A 19,571-nucleotide genomic window follows, 5' to 3' on the forward strand; every position below is an offset into this window, starting at 1 on the left:
TGCTTGACTCATGTTGTATTCCTCCGGTAGTGGTAGTATTTGCCATAACTGCCGCTGTCTTTTAGATGGATTATCAGCAATGGGTTACCAGCAAGGTTCGTGCCAATTGTTCAAGGTGGCGGTTTTGGCGGCTGGGATAGTCTGGCAGCGAGGGCATGCGGCTATAAACTGTCTCTGAAAGACGCACTAGCACCGCCATATGTCCGCGTTGACGACATACCTTTCATTTCTGTTCAAAGCGCTCTCGGCGGGATGGACGCCTCACTCCAAGCGGCATTGAGCGAAACAAGATAGTTTGGCACGTAAATTGCTAAACGCCTAACTAACGAGTCCGTCAAACGGTCGTGTTTGGCTGAGGCGAGATCATCTATATCATGGAGAGAAAGCAAATGAGCGAAAGGTTACATCAGGCGGGGAAGCTAGGACGGGCATTCGAGGATTTCAAACTAGGAGACATCATCGTCAGCGATGGCAGGACGATCGAAGCGTCAGACATCTCTACGTTCGCTGGGTTGACGGGAGATTTTTTCCCGTTGCACGTCGACGAAGAATACGCCAAGAAAACGCCCTTTGGTGGTCGGATCGCACATGGTCCGCTGACCTTCTCGATTTCATCGGGCTTGATGTACCAATCCGGCTATTATGGAATGGCCATCCAGAACATGCTGGAGTGCCAGAATATGCGAGCACTGCTGCCGGTGCGTCCAGGAGATACACTGCGTGTTCGCGCTGAAGTGGTAGGGCTCGATGAATGGAAGCGCCCCAATCTCGGTAAACTCACTGTAATCTATAGCGTACTCAATCAGAAGGAGGAGGAGGTTATGACCTATAGTATGGTTATGTTGGCTAAACGCCGCAATCCGGAGGTGTCCCATGGTTAATCATACTCGGAAAGCCGCGTTCGTCGGTATCGGCGAGCTTGAGGCGGGCCGGTTCGGTGACCGGACCTTCATGGGTGATCTGACTGACGTCGCGTTGCTTGCGCTCAATAATGCCGGGCTCACTCCACTAGATATCGATGTGATCCTGTTCGGAGCGCCGATGTTTTCTCCTGATGCTCAAGCGGACCTGATTTTCTCGCGTTTTGCTGAGGAGTTCGGTGTTCTTGGCAGTCTGACAACTAACATGCTCGTTCATTCGGGCGGTTCGACCAGTGATAATCTGGCCCGCGTCGCGTCGAGCTTGATCGAAGCCGGGGACGCTGAGACGGTTTTAGTCCTGCAGGCAGAGCGTTGGGCAACCCTGCCGGTCGAAGAAATGGTCGAAATGCTCACTCACAACGGTATTCCGCGAGAGTGGGAAAGGCCGGCAGGCTTGTCCTTCAATGCTATCGGTGGGCTTTTGATGCAGCGTTACATGCATGAGAGCAAGTCGACGCAGGAAGAAATGGCTGCTGTTACCGTAGCATTACGCGAATGGGGCAATCTCAATCCGAATGGGGCCTGGCGAGACAAGAAGCTGACTGTCGAAAAGGTGTTGAACTCACGCCTGGTGGCCGATCCCCTGCACAGCTTCGAATGTCCTATGATGGCGGACGGCGGTGTAGGTTTTGTCATGACAACATCGGAACGGGCCAAGGAACTCAAGCGTCCCATAGTGGAGATCGTCGCCGGCGGCGGTTCGGTGACGCATTTTAGCATCGGTCAGGAAAAGGATCTCGGGACTCTCGGTTGGCCCAAGGCCTCTGAGCGTGCTTTCGCAAAAGTAGGCTGGACGGCTCAGGACGCCGATTTCGCCCAGATCTACGATTCATACCCGAGCGTCCTCACGGTCGGGCTTGAAGGTCTTGGGTTGGCTCCGAAGGGGGAGGCTGCTCGGATGTTTGCAGGCAAAGAGTTTTCTCCGGGAGGGCGTTTTCCTGTCAACACTAATGGCGGGCTGATCGGCGCAGGTCATATCGGGATCGGCGGCGGATTGGCACTTTTAGTGGAGGGCGTAAGGCAGCTTATGCACGAAGCGCCTCCAGAGAGGCAGATTAGGGGTGCCGAGCGCGGAATCGTCGGTGGTACTGGCGGCAGCTACAGCGATGCTCAAGTACTGCTTATGGAACGTGTGGCTTAACAAGGACAATTAATATGACGCTTCAATCAGAATATCAGCAACACCTCATCAATGGGGAAATGCACGTGCAAAACTGTGATTCGTGCGGAGAGCTCAATATGTATCCCCGAGCTCGGTGTCCGCACTGTTATTCATCCGATCTGTCTTGGATCCGGGTTTCCGGCAAGGGAACCTTGCTCAGCTACACAGTCGTGCGGGCAGCCTCGCCCAATGACTTTGCCGAAGATACTCCTTACTGTATTGGCATCGTGAAGCTCAGTGAGGGGCCGCAACTTTTGGTTCGGCTGTCAGCGGACGAAGATGGTGAATTCTCATCGTATCAGTGTGACATGTCTGTCCAGTTCATGCCGGCGCCCACTGAGGAAATTGCGCGTCGCCCGGTAGCGTGGTTCCAAAAGGGTTGACATGCTTTTTACTAGATATAAATTTTTGGGGGGGATTCGATAAATTGACCCAGGACCTACTAAATAAATGGGCGCGTGAAACGCCGAACAAAATCTTCGCTGTATTCGAGACGGGGACGCAGTGGTCATATGCGGAGGCGTTGAGGCTTTCATGGCGGGTGAGTAACGCCCTTTCACGCCTTGGAGTGAAACCTGGACAATCTGTGCTCTCACTTCTCCCGAATGGAGAAGAAGCGATCGCAGTATTCTTTGGGGCGAATGCCGCCGGCGCCATTTACGCGCCCATAAACGTGGCCTATCGTGGTGGGATTCTACAACACGCGTTAAATCTTCCTCGAAGCGAGATATTGATCGTGTCGGACGATCTATATGAGCGCCTCAGGGGGCTTGATCTGCCGTACATCAAGACGATTGTTGTTGTTGGTATCGGGCCTCTGCGGAAACTCGATGTCAAGCATGTGGCATGGGCTGATCTTGAAGAAAGCGAGATAGTGGAGCCGCCGAAAATCTGCCGTCGTAAGGCGACCGACGACATGGTCTATATCTATACTTCGGGCACAACAGGCCCCTCAAAGGCTGTTCGATGCTCATATCGCCACCACGAGATTTATGCCGATTGGTATGGGCGGGATTTGAACGAAACAGATCGATGTTTTCTGTGTCTGCCGATGTTCCATGTCGGAGGCACCGGTTGGCTCTACACCATGTTGGTGCGGGGCGGCTCCATTGCCGTCGTTGAGCGTTTTCGTACTGAGGATTTTTGGCCAGCGGTCAAACGCATGGGCGCTACAACATGCACCTTTATGGCAGCCATGGCGCGATTTCTCTTCCGGCAGCCTGCCAAGCCGGACGATGCCGACAACCCGATAAGGGTCGCTTGTCTGGTTCCCTACATTCCTGAAACGGAGGAGTTTAGTAAACGCTTCAACGTGGAGCTCTTCACAGGTTATGCTATGTCAGAAGTGCCGGGTCCGCTCAGGACGGATGCAGGAACAAGCAATATGAACCGAGCCGGCAAGGCCGCATCGTCAGATTGGCAGCTTCGGCTGGTTGATGCTGACGGCTACGATGTTCCCACAGGTTCGATAGGCGAACTCGTTGTACGGCACACTGAACCAAGTGTGATAACCCGAGGTTATCTCAATATGCCTGAGGCGACCGCGGAGGCATGGACAGACGGGTGGTTCCACACCGGCGACCTGTTCAAAATCGATGCTGAGGGCAACTATCATTTTGTGGATCGAAATAAGGATGCGCTACGACGGCGAGGTGAAAACATCTCGTCGATTGAAGTGGAAGCCGAGATTAACCAGCACCCTTCGGTATCCGAGAGTGCCATCATCGGCGTTCCTTCCAACGAGATGGAAGATGACGTTTTTGCCTATGTCGTGAAGCAACCTGGAGCAGGTGTAAGCCACGAGGAGCTTTTCGACTTTCTCGTCGATCGTATGCCCCATTTTATGGTGCCCCGATACATCGAGTTCATCGACGAGTTGCCGCGTACTCCAAACCATAAAGTGGCGAAGGGGGATCTGCGCAAACGCGAGCGTGCGGCAGCTTGGGATCGTGAGGAGGCGGGCATAAAGCTGACTGCTAAAGGTGTCGTTCGGACAGTGATCTGACAACCGACTCAGTAGCCCGACCGGGGAGATCAAGCGCGTTCAATGAGGCGATGCGCCCTTGTGATGGCCAACTAGGGAGGTGTGTTTTTGCGAGTTTATGACTCCATTGTTATTTCCCGTCGGGGACGTATCACGATAATCGTGCTTGATCGTCCGGATGTGCGCAATTCTACCAATGCAACGCTCCATGAGGAGCTTGCGAACATCTTCTACGACCAGGACAGCGATCCGGAAACCGACATCGTTGTCCTGACCAGAAACGGCTCTGTGTCCTGTGCTGGCGAAGATGTTAAATGCATGAGAATCTCGTCAAGGAATAAGCGTTCTATGATCGGCCTTCACGGAAGAAAAACGCATCGTCGGCACCATCCTCGATTGCCGTAAGCCCATCCTAGCAAAGCTGAACGGTCACGCGACGGGCTTAGGCGCAACTTTGGCTCTCTTCTGTGATGTTGTCTTCGGGAATAGATCCGCGAAAATAGGCGGTCCTCATGTCCTCGTGGGGCACGGCAGGCGATGGCTCGGCGGTGAACTGGCCGCAGATGATTGGTCACGCGAGAGCCCAGGAGTACCTGATGACGGGTGATCTTATTGCGATGGAGAAGACGGTCGAGATTGGACTGATGTACCACGCGTTGCCATTGGAAGAGCTCGATGGAGCGACAGATGTATTCGCGGACAAGTTGGCTCGCATGCCACAACTGGCTATTCAGGCCGCAACAATGGCGGTCAATGTTTCACTGAAGCAACTTGTTGTCAGCGTAATGGATGCATCCCTTTCCTATGCGTTGATTTTCCGCGAACGTGAACCGAATCGAAAAGCTGCTGAGGCGTTTGTTCGCAGCCGCTCTTCGGGACATTCCTAGCGCTTACGAAGTGGCTGACTAAGAGAGGAAAGGGGACAGTCGTACTTACTGGGTTAGACTGCCCGCTGGATCGATTCTGTAGACTTCTCTATTTGAGAGGCGATACTCTTTGGCGCAATGCTCGCATTGTACCTGGTTTGAATAAGCGCCAAATGATTTTGACCTCGATGCGACCTTCTAGAAATAGTTGTAACGCTAGATTATTTATAATTTTTTTTTCTTAGTCGCAACCGTAGCCGATACATAGGTCAGTGCTGCATTATGCACGCCAGTTGCAACTATTTCATATTTGACATTAGGGAAACACCCATATTGGCTCACAAGTGAAACTCTTTATCTGAATATCATTTCAGCTTAAAGAGCTTAATATAGAGCGTATGCGAGACGAACGCAGTGCTTTGGTTTATAGCTCAAGCTCGGCGAGACGTTTGTATAAATAGGATCTAGAGATCCCTAGTGCTTCAGCTGCACGTCTTTTATTCCCGTCAAATCGAATAATTGCTTCCCTTATAAGCTTCGATTCCACGTCGCCGACGGTATCTTTCATGGAAGTAATATTGGATATTTCTTCAAGATTGTTTCCATGCGGAGTCCGGCTTTCTTCATAAAGTTCCGCGAAATTACCAAGCGATAGTTCATGGTGGTTGGCGAATATGATAGCTCGCTGGATTTCATGATGTAACTGTCGCACATTTCCCGGCCATTTTAGGTTTTTAAGTAGAGTCAATGCTTCCGGGGTGATGCTACGCACATTCGAAGCAACGCGTCCTGAAATTTTTGTGATGAAGTGGTGAACTAGGATTGGAATATCTTCTTGGCGTTCTCGCAGTGGAGGAATCGTGAGAGTTACTCCATTGAGCCGGAAATAAAGATCTGCTCGATAATCCTCTTCGGCGATCATTCGCTTCAAATCACGATTAGTGGCACTGATTAACCGAAAATCTGTAGTGCGTTGGCGGTTGCTGCCCACACGTTCAAATGAGCTACCTTCTAGAACTCGGAGTAGTTTTACCTGAGCCTCCTGGGGTAGATCTCCCACTTCATCAAGAAAAATACTGCTGCGGTCCGCCATCTCAAATTTGCCAGCACGTCCCTCGCGCTTTGCCCCAGTGAATGCGCCCGAATCATAGCCGAATAGCTCGCTTTCTACAAGCGTGCCTGGTAGTGCACCGCAATTGACTACTACCATGGCCTTGTCGGCTCGGCGGCTTAGATTATGTATGGCATGGGCCACTAATTCTTTGCCGGTGCCACTCTCGCCGGCAATAAAGATCGGAACATCTAATGGTGCAACCTTTCTGATTGCTTCCTTAAGTTTAACAATACCTTCACTTTCTCCAATGATTTCCTCGAGACCAAATGTGCGATGGCGGAGTCGAGTTAGCTCCGTTTCATAGTAATTAACTTCTGCACGTAGTGAAGAAATTTGACGGCTGAGCTCATGAACTTCCTCGGGAGCACGGAACAATACACGTCCTATGGCACCTACGACCTCTCCTTCACGGGTAATAGGTATACGGTTAACTACGCGTGAGGTGTTGCGCATCCGCTGAACTTGGCCAATCTGAGCTTTGCCTGTAAGTATTACCTCATGTAAACGTGTATTCTCAATAACTTCCTTTACCGGTTGTCCGACGGCACCTCCAGGTTTATATCCGAAGAAGCGTTCGTGCACAGGGCTGATATAGCGCAATATGGCGTCCCTATCTACTACAGTAATACCTTCGTACGGATTAGTGATGAAGTGATGAAGAATATCAAAGGCAATGTCGACAGTAGCAATAAAGTCGAAGAGGGCACGATTTCCTTCATCAGGATGGACGACAACTAGGCTGTAGTGGTCATTTTTAATAACAATTGCTACCTGAGGAACCTCATCTACTTCCAAGGACAACATACGCTGGCCAGGTGCCAGTGTAGCAAGTTTCTTCATCAAGTTTTTCTGCAGGTTTGAGCTGGTTGCACCAGAAGTACAGAAGGTAATTTGTCCCTGATCGTCAAAGCAGAGTAATTCGAAAGACGAGTCCATCTTGAAATTCCATTTGTGTTATGTCAATTGTGTTTTTTTGAAGGACAGCGATGTTTTCGAATGTCTCCAGTGCAAGCAAATTAGATCAAAATATGATTCTTGTCAACTATGTTCGAACGAAACTTATATACAACTTATTGATTCTACTAAATAAATTAATATGGCATGTCTTTTGCTTAATATCGAATACGCTTGCCATATTCGCCCCTAAGTTTAGTAATAGAAAACAAATTGGAGCTGTAAATGCAACCATTAGACGGTTTGCTAGTCTTAGATTTCAGTACGCTGCTACCTGGTCCTTGTGCCAGTTTATTGCTGGCCGAGGCCGGTGCGCGCGTAGTTAAAATAGAAAAGCCTGATCAGGGCGACGAGATGCGTTCCTATGAACCAAAAATCGGCGAAGATAGCATAAATTTTTCAATGCTCAACCGCGGAAAGCAGAGTATAGCAATCGACCTGAAGGAGTCACATTCCTTGATGCGTCTTCTCCCGCTGATCGAACGTGCAGATGTACTGATCGAGCAATTCCGCCCTGGAGTGATGGATCGCTTGGGGCTTGGTTACGAAGCGGTTCGTCGCATTAATCCGCAACTGGTGTACTGCTCCATTACAGGCTGGGGTCAGACGGGACCTAAGGCGAAGAACGCTGGGCACGACTTGAATTATATGGCCGAAACTGGCTTGCTCAGTCTGACCAAAGGAGCAACTGGCGAACCGGTCTTACCTCCGATTCTTGCCGCTGATATAGCTGGTGGTGCTTATCCTGCAGTGATGAACATACTTTTGGCGCTGAAGCAACGTGATCGTACTGGGTGTGGGAGCTACTTGGACATTTGCATGGCCGATAACCTGTTTACTTTCATGTACTGGGGCTTGGGTAAAGGCTTCGGCATGGGCTGTTGGCCAGGTTCTGGCGACGAGATCGTTACAGGGGGATCGCCGAGATACCAGATCTATCCTACTAAGGATGGTAGTTATCTCGCCGCGGCTCCGCTCGAAGACAAATTCTGGAATACCTTCTGCAAACTTATTGGCCTGCCAGAGTTACTGTGCCGGGCGGACGCGCCTGTAGCCATAGTAAAAGCGGCGGTGGGCGAGCGCATTGCCGCTGCCAATGCCGAGCACTGGCGTGAGGTGTTTGCGGGACAAGAAGTTTGTTGCTCTATAGTAGTGACCCTTCAGGAGGCCGTTCAGGATGCTCAAGTCAAGGTGCGTGGCCTTTTTGAGCATCAATTGGAGGTTGCTGGTCGTACGTTGCCAGCATTGCCGACTCCGATTGCGCCACTATTTCGTGCTCAGACGCATTGTGCGAGCGCACCACGCCTAAACGAAACGCAGGATCCCATGTTGCTTATTTGAAAAAAAAGCGATGGTTAATTATCAGATTTCGAATGTGGAGCCATGTAGTACTGTTACCGATCAATTAACCCGAGAAGTGGCTCGTCGACGGACTAATGATCTTGCATGATCACACATTTGTCGTAAATTCATATTGGATGAGTTTCGTAAAGTCCTATGACTGGTTTGTCTCGGTATTCGGTGTACTAGCGTTGCTATCTTATCTTATAGAGAAGTTCTATTATTCTGGCATATAAATCTTCGTTGACAGCACTTGTTGCTGTTCTATTGAAAGTATTAAATGTCCGAGGTTTTAAACGTGGAGAGTCCACATTAGGCCACTACAGATTATTGATTGTGGTCGGGGACTTCTGTCAAATAATTTTAAAAAGGGAATGTCACGATGGTCGAGAACACTATCAAGTCGGTGGATGTAATAGTTGTGGGTTCAGGAGTCGGTGGAATGCTCACGGCGATACGAGCCCATGATCTCGGGCTTAAGGTGGTTGTAATTGAAAAAAGTCATCACTATGGGGGCACCTCTGCTCTCTCGGGTGGTGGAGTATGGATTCCCAATAATTCAGACCTCGGGAGCAAGGATTCAAGAGAAAAGGCGCTAATGTACCTGCGTGGTGTTACAAAAGGCAAGGCCAACAATCAATTACTACAAGCCTACGTTGATAACGGACCTGCCATGGTTGAGTATGCTCGCTCGGTTGGAATGGGGCTTGAACAAGCGCCAGGGTATCCAGACTATTTTTCTGAACGGCCGGATGCGGTGGCTGGACGAACAATGTTAGCGGTTGATTTTGATGGTAAGCGCCTGGGTAAAGAACTCTTCCGTATGCGAACGAGTTATCCGTCATTTTTGGCGTTTGATCGGTATGCGCTAAATCTCAAAGGTGCCTATGCCTTGATGAGCCGACAGAAGGGGTGGCTTTGGGAAGGGTTCAAGCTCGTCGCGGGCTACTGGATTGACTTTCGCTGGCGACTGAGAACCAAGGTTGATAGTCGCCTATCTATGGGACGCGCCCAAGTAGGCGCCTTGCGCAAAGCAATGATTGATCGCGGGATTCCTCTTCTTTTGAATACGAGACTCGTCGGAATTGAAATGGATCAAGAACGTATATCTGGCGCCCGTTTCAGGCACAATGGTAGCGACTCAGTGATGAAGGCACACGCTGTTATCCTCGCCACGGGTGGCTTTGAACAAAATCAAGAGATGCGCAATAAATATCACACTGTACCAACGGAAGTTGCCAGTTCATTGACACCGGACTGCGCCAACGAAGGAGACGGAATATTGTTAGGCCAGATGATTGGTGCGGACATAGGTAACATGGGGAACGCGTGGTGGGTTCCGACCATAAGGCTACCTGGAAAATGCAATACAGAACTAGCGGGGCAAGTATTTTTCGATCGTAGCCGTCCGGGTGTGATCTGTGTCAATCGTCTAGGCAAGCGATTTTGCAACGAGGCCCTTTCCTATGATCGTTTTGGAAATGCGATGATCGAGGACCATCGCAAGACAGGAGCCAATCTACCATGTTGGATGATATTTGATGCTCAATATCGGAAAAATTTCCCTGCGAGTGATATCCTGCCAGGATGGGTGCGCTCCGATAATTGGCTTCCCCCAGAATATTGGGACAATATTATCTACCGTGCCGATTCGATTGACGAATTAGCACGCAAGATAGGTGTTGATCCGATAGTATTGACGACGACTATTAACAATATGAATTCGTACGCTAAGTCAGGCATTGACCCTGAGTTTCATCGTGGCGAGACTGATTTTGATAAATTTTTCGGAGATGCTCGCGCAACGCCCAATGCAAATCTGGGGCCGATAGACAAGGCACCGTTCTATGCCATCAGGTTGGAACTGGGGGACATTGGAACTAAAGGTGGATTGCGCGTCGATGAGTATGCTCGAGTGCTAAACACGGCCGGTGACCGTATTAATGGTTTGTATGCTACAGGCAATACGACGAGTTCGTTATTTCTTGATGTTTACCCTGGGGCTGGTAGTACGCTCGGTCCCGCGCTGGTCTTCGGATTCGTTGCTGCCAATCATGTAGCTGATATGCTCGCTAACCGAGATCACACGTCAAAGAGTTCAAGTTAATGGCCTTGCTGCGAAGAAGAGGGTCCTCAACATATTTTTACTGATGACTTTTTAGGCAAGTTTTAAGTTCGAAAACTCGTGGCCTTTCATCATGAAAGTAACATGGTACTTTTTGTTTAAAGTTTTTATAAACTGATCGGGAATTCGGCACTTGCCAGTATTACGCGGCGTTCTGCTAGAAGGTATCTGGACTGATGTCATCTATGTGATAGTCGAGACGACTATGGTTGTAGAAGACCTTAATGCGGAAGAATAGAACAACGCGTGCGATATCTTGTGTCTTGTAGAATCGTTTTTGTACCTGCGCTTTTTTTGAGGCTGCTAAGAAACTTTTCTACTAATTGATGAAAGCTGCCGCTAGCAATTTACGGATATTGATATAGTGTGGACACACTCTGCATGGCAAAGAACCTTGATAAAGTGTTATTTGACTTGAGTTCTCAGAAATATTACGCTGGACTTTTAGGCATACTATAGCGCTTCTCTGCGGTGCAACGAAGTCGAACGTATAGCTGCGGCGCGCGCGCTTGACTTGAAGTTAATTTGTCGTCTATTGATCTATCTTATCGGATGGAGCAGTATAGATCCATAGGCTTATTGTGTCGAATCACTAATCTAGCGAGCAATTCGGCTATCGAGTCGCTCTGTGATTTTCATCAAGATGGTGTTATCAGCCGTCTTACGCGAATCTTGTTTTCACTAAGGACACTTATGTGTTTTTGAAGGGGACAAAAAACTCCCGAAAAGATTTGAATTTTGCGAATCACGAGAAACAACTTGATTTCTAAAATTGGCACGCGATTTGCTACAACTGAGATAACTTCATACAAACAAGACATAGGAAAAACATTTTCCATGGCAATTAAACCCGAGTCAGTTTGGCCCATTAAGAGGTCACTTGAAGATTTCGCAACAGGCGATGTTGTCATCTCATCTGCGCGAACAATCGAGGCCTCACATATATCAGGTTTTGCAGGTTTAACCTTTGAATTCTATTCGCTACACCTCGATGAGGCGTATGCAAAAGCAACCTCATTTGAAGGAAGAATCGCACATGGGCCGCTGACATTCTCTATTTCTTCCGGGCGGGTTTATCTCTCAGGCTACTATGGCATGGCAATTCAAAATATGTAGGAATATCAGAACAAGCGGGCACCTTGATCGGTTCGCCCAACCAAACGCAACCTTAGTTTTGCAAAAGCAACATAACAACCGTACCAGGAGACTCTATGAGCCGCGTTATACTTGAACACGCGAATTTGATTGATGGTGCAGGCGGGACAACTTCCGGCATTACCATCATTATCGAGAGGGATCGGATCGCTGATATCGTCGCCGGCACTGTCGAAAAGAGTATCGATGACATCGTTTACGATCTGACAGATAAAACAGTAATGCCAGGAATGTGTATCGGACATTTTCACGCTGAGTATAACGGTCTAGGCACCATGCCTGGCTTCAGCCTGGGATCCGAACGTCCCCCTGGCGTTACTATGGCTTATGCTATAAAGAATATGCGAATCGCCCTAAACGCCGGATTCACTTCCGCGTTGGGTACGGCATGCGTATATGATACCGACGTCTGCTTAGAGATGGCAATGGCAGAAGGCGTGTGCGAGGGGCCGCGAATCGTGCCTTGCAGTCCCCATATTGTTGCGACCGGCGCGCACTTTCCAGCTACACCGTGGTGGATCGAGGCTAAGAATCTAGGACTCGAGGGAGGTCAGTGCACGGGCCCAGACGAATTTCGCAAGTTCATCCGTCTGCAAGCGCAGCGTGGTGCACGCATGATGAAGCTGCTGCCGTCAGGAGGTCATGGATTTCCACACACTCACGGAATGCGTAACATTAGCTTGGATGAGTTAAAAGCAGCGATTAACGCAGCTCATGAGCGGGGTGCCTGGATCCGAGGTCATGTGAATTATAAAGATCAGATCATAGAGTGCATCGAAAACGGTATCGATATCATCGATCATGCCGATGATCTTGATGACGAATGCATTGAGGCTATGATCAAACACGGTACCTACTATTGCCCAACAATTGGCATGACGGTGATGACAATTCGTTGGGACGATACAAAACCGTACTTTGACTTTATGCAATATTATCCCAAGGATGAAGCATATATTGAGCGCACCGGAAAAATACTACAACGAGCCCAAAAAGCCGGTGTCAAGATGCTGATTGGCGATGATTATGGCCCGAAATACGGATTTTTTCCAAATTTTTGGGGCGATGAAATTAACATGTTCGTCGACGAAATGGGTTTTGAGCCTGCCGCTGTGATTGAAATGGTCACTGCCAACGGTGCACACTTCTTTAATGACGATACCGGCACAATTGCCAAGGGAAAGATCGCTGACCTTTTGGTTCTCGATTTCGATCCAATGAAAGATGGGTTAAAAGGCTTTTCCGATCCAGCCAAGAATATTTTATCCGTAATGAAATCGGGAATCTTCGCAAGGTCGACTCTCGTCCCTAAAGCACGTTCATGAGAACGTGTGATGGTCAGGGTGCTGGCGATGCTATCGTTAATGATAGTCAAACTATACACGAATCGTGAACAATTCGAGTTCGTCTTGAAATGGTTGAATAATACATCTGCGTATCAGGAAATTCCTTGTAATTTTCGGGAACGAAATCAATATTATTTTGTGTTCAGCAGGGACCTACATAGGCACACTATCGTCCAAAAATAGCTTCAGCGTTGACGTTCTTGTTAATACAATTCTATGCACTTTCGCAGCGGTCTTTTTTAGTAAACCTAAAGCTCCTTTCGAGGTGAGAATACAAATAAAAAATATGACAAAAAATCATACTAAATCAATATATTATCAATATTTATAGATGCTAGTGAGGAGATAATAGAAATGCAAGATCAAGATATAACCCCTGCTGGGGAAGGTGCTATTATTGAAGAGCCGCTTATACTTGGTTCAGCTGATGCAGTTCAATGGGATGTCGAAGCCGATGTAATTGTTGTTGGCTTCGGAGGCGCAGGTGCCTGCGCGGCGATCGAAGCTGCAGATCAGGGCTGCAATGTTGTTATCGTTGATCGCTTCGAAGGCGGTGGAGCTACTGCCTTGAGCGGTGGAGTCCATTATGCTGGCGGAACGAAAGTTCAAGCTGAAGCGGGCATTGTAGACCGTGCTCAAGACATGTACAACTACTTGCGGATCGAGACTGGAGATGCCGTGAGTGATGAAACATTATTGCGCTTTTGCCACGAAAGCGGCTCAAACATAGAATGGCTTCGATTTCTGGGGGTTGAGTTCGGTGGGAACCCATATACAAGCAAGACAGTATACCCGCCGGATGGTCATTTCCTTTATTATTCTGGAAACGAGCCATTGCCAGCATATGCTGCTAAAGCAAGACCGGCAGTACGAGGCCATCGCGTCGTCGGCAAGGGTTATACCGGTCACGTCTATTTTTCCATATTAAAAAAGGCGGTAGAACAACGCTTCATTCCTATACAGCGCCATACAAAAGTAGTCCGCTTAGTTCAGGATACTGATCGACGAGTAATAGGTGTTGAAGCGATAGCACTGCCGGTAAGACATCACAAAGATCATCTTCGGCAATATAAAAACGTTGGCCCAATGCCGTTCACTTTCGAAAAGGCCGAAAAATCTATCGCTCGAGCCCGGACATTAGAGAATGAAAATGGGCTACGTATTCGCTTGCGAGCAAGGCGGGGAGTGATATTAACAACTGGTGGTTTCTGTTATAACACCCATATGCTTAAACAGTATATGCCGAACTATGCTAAGTTTGCCTCAGCGATGTTGCGTATGGGATCAATGGGTTGCGACGGCAGTGGCATTCAACTTGGACAATCTGTTGGTGGTGAAGGCCGCAAACTGTCGAACAACTTCTACGGCCGAATCATTTCTCCCCCCGCGGCATTTGTCGAAGGTATGATCGTCAATCGGCATGGCCGGCGTTTTTATAACGAGGATGCCTATAACGCTGAATTAGGCGAGGCCATTGCTGAGCAACCGGACGGAATGGCTTGGCTGATCCTGGACGCCGAGGTGTGGCGCAAGTTGCGTAAGCAATTGGTGCCGAAGGGTGATGGTCAATTCGTCCAGTGGTATCTCCCCGCGTTGGTTAATGTGATTTTCGGGGGCAGCCGTAAAGGGCGAACGCTGTACGCACTAGCAAAAAAATGCGGAATCGATGAAAGGGGGTTGCAGGAAGAGGCTCAGACCAGTCACGCTACCATAGCATCTGGTCACGGTGATCCCCTTGGGAAATCGAGCGATTATTTTCGTGCCTTGGGTGAAGGCCCATACCATGCAATTAATATGTCCGTTTGGAATAAATTCATGTTAGCGCCGTTCCTGACTCTCGGGGGACTCACCGTGGGAGAGATGAGCGGGCAAGTCATCAGCGTCGATGGCAAGCCGATCCATGGACTGTATGCAGCTGGTCGCGCCGCCATCGGCGTATGTGCTAACCGATATATGAGTGGCATGTCTCTCTCCGATGGGGTGTTTTCTGCACGCCGTGCAGCGCGTCATATCGCCGGCAGAACGCTTGACACGGAATGCCCTGCTGGAGACTTCAGCTAAAAATGCTTGTGTCCATTGGACGAACACAAAATAGGAGCCTCATATGAGGGATGTATATGTAGTCGGTACTGCAATGACAGCATTTGGGCGGTTCGCAGATGCCACTGTAAAAGGCCTGACCGAGTTCGCAGTCTCGGCTGCGATCAAGGACTCAGGTCTCGTGCACTCTAATATTGGTGCAATTTTTTACTCCAATACTTCGCAATCTCCGCTCGAGGGGCAACACATGATTGCGGGGCAAGTTGCGCTGCGACCGCTCGGTTTCGAACGCATACCAATTATCAATGTTGAGAATGCGTGTGCGAGTTCGACCAGTGGCCTTCATGCGGCCTTCGCCTACATTCGCGCAGGCATGTGCGATGTGGCTTTGGTCGTTGGCGTTGACAAAATGACACACCCGGATAAGGCAAAAAGTCTTGCACTATTCGATGGTGCTTGGGATGTTCATTGCGCTGATACGGCCTATGCGAAGGTCATGGAGATGGGAAGAGGTATTTCCTCCCCTTCAGATCAAGAGGACTTAGCGAATCGCAGTGTGTTCATGGACATCTACGCTGCTCTCGCACGTTTTCATATGAAAACGTTCGGAACCACTGAGCGGCAAATTGCTGCTGTCTCCTCAAAGAACCACTATCATTCCACCTTCAATCGGCTCGCGCAATATCAGAAGAATATGACCATCGAGGAGGTATTAAAAGCTCCTATGATAACGTGGCCGCTGACCTTGCCAATGTGTGCTCCTGTAACCGATGGAGGTGCAGCTATTGTTCTGACTGCAGGCGACGTGATGGCAGCCGAAGCTAGAAAACGCGCGGTCAAGATCCGCGCAAGCGTATTGGCTTCCGGCACCAACAGGGGCTACGAAGAGTACGGAAAGAATATTTGCCATCTCGCAGCGACGCAGGCCTATGAGATTGCTGGTATAGAGCCGAAAGCGATTTCGGTAGCTGAGGTGCATGACGCTTCAGCTTTTGCTGAAATTTCTCAAATTGAGAATCTCGGTTTTGTTGAATTCGGCGAAGGCGGCCCTGCTAGTGAGCGTGGTGACACTAAACTGGGCGGCCGCATTCCGGTCAATGTTTCGGGTGGACTCGAATCGAAAGGTCATCCAATTGCAGCGACAGGGTTGGGGCAGATTTTCGAGTTGACACGCCAGCTCCGGGGAGAGGCGGGCGCTTCGCAGGTTCCGAATGCCCGCTTCGCTATCGCGGAGAATGGTGGGGGGTTTCACGGCTTTGAGGAAGGAGCCGCCTGCATCACAATCTTGGAGGGTCCTAGTACATGAACATCGCCATTCTCTTGCAAACTGCAGCGTCCTCGTTCGCACATCGGCCAGCTATTTCTTTTGGTGACCAGCTCTATGCCTCGTACGAACAATTTGGTGACAGGGTCGCCCGGATTGCCGCTTCCATCCGGTCCGCAGGACTCGTCAAAGGCGATAGAGTAGGTATTGCCATGACCAATGCGCCCGAGTATCTCGAGATCCTATTTGGTATTTGGCATGCTGGACTTTGTGCTGTTCCTATGAATGCAAAACTGCATGAACGTGAAGTTAATTATGCACTCGAACATTCGGGGTCTCGCTGGTGTTTCATTACACAAGATCTGTCTGTCAAGCTAGCATCGTTGCCAGAGTATGTGCCGTCAATTGAACGAGTCATTGTCGCTGGCAGCGATTCATATCGCGACCTTTTTTCGTCCACTCCCATGCCAATCGCCGAAGTCGAAGCTCGTGATCCCGCCTGGCTGTTCTATACGAGTGGCACGACCGGTAGGCCCAAAGGAGCAACATTAACCCATCACTCTTTAATGGCAATGACGCTACGCTACTTTGCTGATATCGACGAAGTCACCGAGCAAGACTGCATGCTCCACGCTGCGCCTATGTCACATGGCGGCGGGCTTTACGCCTTACCTCACATAGCCAAGGCTTCGCATCATGTCGTACCTGTTAGCACTGGCTTTGATCCGACCGAAATTTTTGAGTTGACTCATCTCTATAATAATCTTACTTTTTTCGTCGTACCGACGATGCTTAATCGTTTGGTTAATCATCCCGCTGTATTACAAGCCAATCTCAACGGAGTTAAGACCATCTTCTACGGTGGGGCTCCAATGTATGTGGAAGATCTCAAACGCGCCATCGATACCTTCGGTCCAAAACTTGTCGGCATTTATGCTCAAGGTGAAACGCCCAATACGTTGACATTTCTGTCTAAACGAGCCCATGCCGATGTCGGTAACCCGCGGTATGAGGAGCATTTGTCTTCAGTGGGCATTGCTCGAACAGGCGTCAACCTTCGAGTCGTTGACGACCATGGCAAGGATTTGCCATTAGGCGAAATAGGAGAGATCATTACACGTAGTGATGTTTGCATGGACGGGTATTGGAATAATCCTGAGGCTACAGAAAAAACGCTGCGGGATGGTTGGCTCTTTACTGGTGATATGGGCTGCATTAGTGACGATGGTTATCTTAGTCTCAAAGATCGCTCCAAGGACTTGATCATTTCTGGCGGCAGCAATATATATCCACGCGAAGTTGAGGAAGTTTTGTTACTTCATCCTGGCGTACTAGAAGTTTCGGTCGTCGGCCGGCCCCATCACGATTGGGGAGAAGAAGTTGTTGCATTCATCGTTGTGAGATCTGGATACAATTTTTCAGTGGAGGAACTCGATGCTATTTGCATGGACAATATCGCTAGGTATAAACGGCCTAAAGAGTATATTATCCTGTCAGAATTACCTAAAAGTGACTATGGCAAGGTTCTCAAATCTGAACTTCGAAAGCTGCTCAAAAATAGCAACGATGCAAGTGAAGCGTGCCAAGTATTTACTGTCGATAGGGATTTAAATGCAGCAAGCGAGTGATTTTCTGAACGAATGTAGAAACCTATATCGATTGCTTTCAACTATGGACGAACGGGATCTATTGGTCGAGACCAAGTTCAAACACTGGACAGTCTCGGACATTCTTCGTCATTTGATCGTCTGGGACGAAGCTGCGCGTTTGACTATGCAAAGTGCAGAAGCGTTTCAGCACTTTTTTGGCCCTATCCCTGCTTATATAGAAGCCAACCGTATCAGGTTGTTCGAACGAAAGGTTGTGCCTGAACAAGGTATCAGCCTGACAAATCGCTGGTGGAGTAATTGTCAAAAAACGGCACAACTATACGCAACAGCTGATCCCAAAATACGTCTAAAATGGGGCGGACCGGATCTCAGTGCTCGAACCTGTATTACGTCGCGACTGATGGAAACGTGGTCTCACAGCCAGGCAATCTATGATGAATGGGGAATCGAGCGCCTAGACCATGACCGAATCAGAAATATCGTTCAAATTGGAGTGCAAACGTTCTCCTGGACCTTTCGGAACCGTGGAATGAATCCTCCAGGTCCGATTCCTACGCTGGAGTTGACAGCCCCCAGTGGCGTCTTGTGGCGTTGGCACAATGCTGAATCTGCAGAGCGCATCCTTGGCAGTGCTACTGAATTTTGCCAAGTTGTGACTCAAACAAGAAATGTCGCAGATACCCAGTTGCAAGTCGAGGGCTTTGTGGGAGGATCGTGGATGGCAATTGCACAATGCTTTGCCGGGCCGCCGTCTGATCCGCCGCTCCCGGGTGATCGTCGTCGCAACGTTTCGCGCGAAAGTTTGAACCCAAAAGTGTTAGATCATTAACTCGCCGGGCAATTACTTCTTCAATATATACGAAGGTAAGTGTCGAATTCCACATTAAGTGAGAATATTCCACAATTAGTGAGAATGGAATTTCACAATTAGTGAGTATACTTTTTGTCGATTTTTATAGTTAGTGGAAAATCCGTATTAATACGAATTTGCAAACAGGCTCCCATCTTTACAGGGCAGCCTGTTTTCATTTGGCCGCTGTTAGATGGTAGAGGGCAGTTTTATACCAATCGTATTTGACACGTTTTCATATCGCGAGGGTTAATAGCAAAGCATCTAACCAACAAGGTGGACGATTAAGAGTTTACAAATAGACATAAGTAGCTTAAAGGCTTGAATTTTTAGTATAATTAATAATAGGAATCAATATCATTATCATATAGATATTCATAATGTATTTTGGGAAGGGAGATTTACACATGTATGTCGACCAGAGCTATGTAGTTACATTCAAGCCCATTGAGTTTTTCGAGCAATCAGAAGGGGTGGATTTTGAAGCGGTATGGTATTTGACCGATAAGATTCGACAAGATGGTTCGTGGCTTGAGCCTATCATTGCAGAATCAGCATCCGGATTCATTATGGACGGCAATCACAGATACAGAGCAGCAAAAATGCTACATCTGAACTATCTTCCGTGCATATTGCTGGCATATTCAGACCCGCGAGTAGAAGTCCTTGATTGGGATACGGCCGAGCAATTTGACCAAGCATGTGTTCAAAATGCAATCAAATCAGGAAGAGTATTTTCGTATAAAACCACACGCCACATTTTTTCTCCTCAATTACCACAAGTCGATATTCAAATTGAACATTTGCGATAGTTGAATATATGCAGTGAATCTATAATTC

The 19,571-nt window shown here is 48.7% G+C and carries 17 protein-coding genes; 16 read left to right on the forward strand and 1 reads right to left on the reverse strand.

The window, feature by feature from the left end; all coding sequences use genetic code 11:
• Positions 1-389: 389 nt before the first annotated feature.
• From EV681_RS16085 to EV681_RS16115, 7 genes are all read left to right on the forward strand, one after another.
• Positions 390-881: a MaoC family dehydratase gene (locus EV681_RS16085; RefSeq protein ID WP_207227082.1), complete on the forward strand. Its 492-nt coding sequence runs from the start codon at positions 390-392 to the stop codon at positions 879-881.
• Complete coding sequence (locus EV681_RS16090; RefSeq protein WP_130304573.1) at positions 874-2,061, forward strand: thiolase family protein; 1,188 nt, start codon at positions 874-876, stop codon at positions 2,059-2,061. The genes EV681_RS16085 and EV681_RS16090 overlap by 8 nt, the downstream gene beginning before the upstream one ends.
• A 59-nt stretch (positions 2,062-2,120) precedes the next feature.
• Positions 2,121-2,465, forward strand: a complete 345-nt coding sequence (locus tag EV681_RS16095) for a Zn-ribbon domain-containing OB-fold protein (protein ID WP_278044087.1) — start codon at positions 2,121-2,123, stop codon at positions 2,463-2,465.
• Positions 2,466-2,509: 44 nt separating this feature from the next.
• Positions 2,510-4,087 carry an AMP-binding protein gene (locus EV681_RS16100; RefSeq protein ID WP_165393076.1) on the forward strand — a complete coding sequence of 526 codons (1,578 nt, stop codon included), beginning with the start codon at positions 2,510-2,512 and terminating at the stop codon, positions 4,085-4,087.
• An 81-nt stretch (positions 4,088-4,168) separates the two neighbouring features.
• The gene (locus EV681_RS22855; protein WP_130304576.1) at positions 4,169-4,471 is read left to right on the forward strand and encodes an enoyl-CoA hydratase-related protein; all 303 of its coding nucleotides are present in this window, start codon (positions 4,169-4,171) and stop codon (positions 4,469-4,471) included.
• 4 nt (positions 4,472-4,475) lie between these two features.
• Positions 4,476-4,673 carry a hypothetical protein gene (locus EV681_RS22860; RefSeq protein ID WP_423191216.1) on the forward strand — a complete coding sequence of 66 codons (198 nt, stop codon included), beginning with the start codon at positions 4,476-4,478 and terminating at the stop codon, positions 4,671-4,673.
• Positions 4,579-4,953 (forward strand): enoyl-CoA hydratase/isomerase family protein, encoded by a 375-nt coding sequence (locus EV681_RS16115; protein ID WP_130304577.1) that lies wholly within the window; start codon positions 4,579-4,581, stop codon positions 4,951-4,953. The genes EV681_RS22860 and EV681_RS16115 overlap by 95 nt, the downstream gene beginning before the upstream one ends.
• A 403-nt stretch (positions 4,954-5,356) precedes the next feature.
• Here the strand turns inward: EV681_RS16115 and EV681_RS16120 are convergent, their stop codons facing one another.
• The gene (locus EV681_RS16120; protein WP_130304578.1) at positions 5,357-6,982 is read right to left on the reverse strand and encodes a sigma-54 interaction domain-containing protein; all 1,626 of its coding nucleotides are present in this window, start codon (positions 6,980-6,982) and stop codon (positions 5,357-5,359) included.
• Between the two features lie 243 nt (positions 6,983-7,225).
• Here EV681_RS16120 and EV681_RS16125 point away from each other — a divergent pair, with 243 nt between their 5' ends.
• The 9 genes from EV681_RS16125 to EV681_RS16165 all read left to right on the forward strand — a co-directional run bounded on the left by EV681_RS16125 (position 7,226) and on the right by EV681_RS16165 (position 19,543).
• Positions 7,226-8,341, forward strand: coding sequence for a CaiB/BaiF CoA transferase family protein (locus EV681_RS16125; RefSeq protein WP_130304579.1), 1,116 nt, complete (start codon positions 7,226-7,228; stop codon positions 8,339-8,341).
• A 382-nt stretch (positions 8,342-8,723) separates the two neighbouring features.
• Positions 8,724-10,448, forward strand: a complete 1,725-nt coding sequence (locus EV681_RS16130) for an FAD-dependent oxidoreductase (RefSeq protein WP_130304580.1) — start codon at positions 8,724-8,726, stop codon at positions 10,446-10,448.
• 855 nt (positions 10,449-11,303) lie between these two features.
• Positions 11,304-11,582 carry a MaoC family dehydratase gene (locus EV681_RS16135; protein ID WP_165393078.1) on the forward strand — a complete coding sequence of 93 codons (279 nt, stop codon included), beginning with the start codon at positions 11,304-11,306 and terminating at the stop codon, positions 11,580-11,582.
• A gap of 95 nt (positions 11,583-11,677) precedes the next feature.
• The gene (locus tag EV681_RS16140) at positions 11,678-12,946 is read left to right on the forward strand and encodes an amidohydrolase family protein (protein ID WP_130304582.1); all 1,269 of its coding nucleotides are present in this window, start codon (positions 11,678-11,680) and stop codon (positions 12,944-12,946) included.
• Between the two features lie 375 nt (positions 12,947-13,321).
• Entirely contained in the window at positions 13,322-15,028 is a 1,707-nt protein-coding gene (locus EV681_RS16145; protein ID WP_130304583.1) for an FAD-binding protein, read from the forward strand.
• Between the two features lie 43 nt (positions 15,029-15,071).
• Positions 15,072-16,313 (forward strand): thiolase family protein, encoded by a 1,242-nt coding sequence (locus tag EV681_RS16150; protein ID WP_130304584.1) that lies wholly within the window; start codon positions 15,072-15,074, stop codon positions 16,311-16,313.
• Positions 16,310-17,899 (forward strand): AMP-binding protein, encoded by a 1,590-nt coding sequence (locus tag EV681_RS16155; RefSeq protein WP_130304585.1) that lies wholly within the window; start codon positions 16,310-16,312, stop codon positions 17,897-17,899. Before EV681_RS16150 ends, EV681_RS16155 begins: the two co-directional genes overlap by 4 nt.
• A complete protein-coding gene (locus tag EV681_RS16160; RefSeq protein WP_130304586.1) occupies positions 17,883-18,710 on the forward strand; it encodes a maleylpyruvate isomerase family mycothiol-dependent enzyme in 828 nt (275 codons plus the stop codon). Before EV681_RS16155 ends, EV681_RS16160 begins: the two co-directional genes overlap by 17 nt.
• A 428-nt stretch (positions 18,711-19,138) precedes the next feature.
• Positions 19,139-19,543 (forward strand): ParB N-terminal domain-containing protein, encoded by a 405-nt coding sequence (locus tag EV681_RS16165; RefSeq protein WP_130304587.1) that lies wholly within the window; start codon positions 19,139-19,141, stop codon positions 19,541-19,543.
• The last annotated feature ends 28 nt before the right edge of the window (positions 19,544-19,571 follow it).

The organism is Advenella incenata, assembly GCF_004217095.1.
Lineage (GTDB): Bacteria > Pseudomonadota > Gammaproteobacteria > Burkholderiales > Burkholderiaceae_B > Advenella > Advenella incenata.